The sequence below is a fragment of the Priestia sp. SIMBA_032 genome (assembly GCF_046535215.1).
Classification (GTDB): Bacteria; Bacillota; Bacilli; order Bacillales; family Bacillaceae_H; genus Priestia; species Priestia aryabhattai.
Map to the genome: position 1 here is coordinate 1 of NZ_JAWRXD010000349.1, position 316 is coordinate 316.

Sequence of the window (316 nt, forward strand, 5' to 3'; positions counted from 1 at the left end):
TTATCTTTCGACGTGAAATTTTCAACATATGCAGTTCCAATGATTATTGGTGAAATACAACGTTTCTTACGCGATGATGGATCAGTGAAAGTTAGTAGGTCTTTAAAAGAAACAGGAAACAAAATTCGAAAGATGAGAGATGAGCTTTCGAAAGAATTCGGAAGGGCTCCAACGATTAATGAAGTGGCAGAGGCACTAGAACTAACGCCAGAGGAAGTTGTTCTAGCACAAGAAGCGAGCCGGGCGCCTTCATCTATACATGAAACTGTATATGAAAACGATGGAGATCCAATCACTATTTTAGATCAAATTGCAG

1 protein-coding gene is annotated in these 316 nt (G+C 39.2%); it reads left to right on the forward strand.

What is annotated here, in order from left to right; translation table 11 throughout:
* Positions 1-316 (forward strand): sigma-70 domain-containing protein (locus SB717_RS34710; protein ID WP_410907408.1); only part of this gene is annotated, 316 nt, incomplete at both ends.